Source organism: Shimazuella sp. NTD248, assembly GCF_059510395.1.
The window spans coordinates 1-234 of sequence record NZ_JCAJZT010000038.1 but is presented as its reverse complement, the minus strand read 5'-3'; the positions used below and the strand labels follow the sequence as shown (position 1 = coordinate 234).

The window sequence follows — 234 nt, the reverse complement described above, 5'->3', positions numbered from 1 at the left end:
ATCCAATCCACATAACCGGTATCCAAGGATATCAGCTGTAGAGCTGGCACCTCGATTTCTACTTGGCTGTCTGCTAGCACCAACTGCACCCCTGCATCTTGCAACATATACTGCATACGATCTGCGGGGTAATGGGGATCGATCGGCAAATAGGTAGCTCCTGTCTGCAAAACCGCCAGCATGCCTATGAGCATCTCAGGGCTCCGATCGCTGCATAATGCCACCACTTTCCCT

1 protein-coding gene is annotated in these 234 nt (G+C 51.7%); it reads right to left on the bottom strand.

Translation table 11 applies throughout. From position 1 onward, the window contains the following. Positions 1-234 (bottom strand): AMP-binding protein (locus tag AC5WOE_RS20035; protein ID WP_496053356.1); only part of this gene is annotated, 234 nt, incomplete at both ends.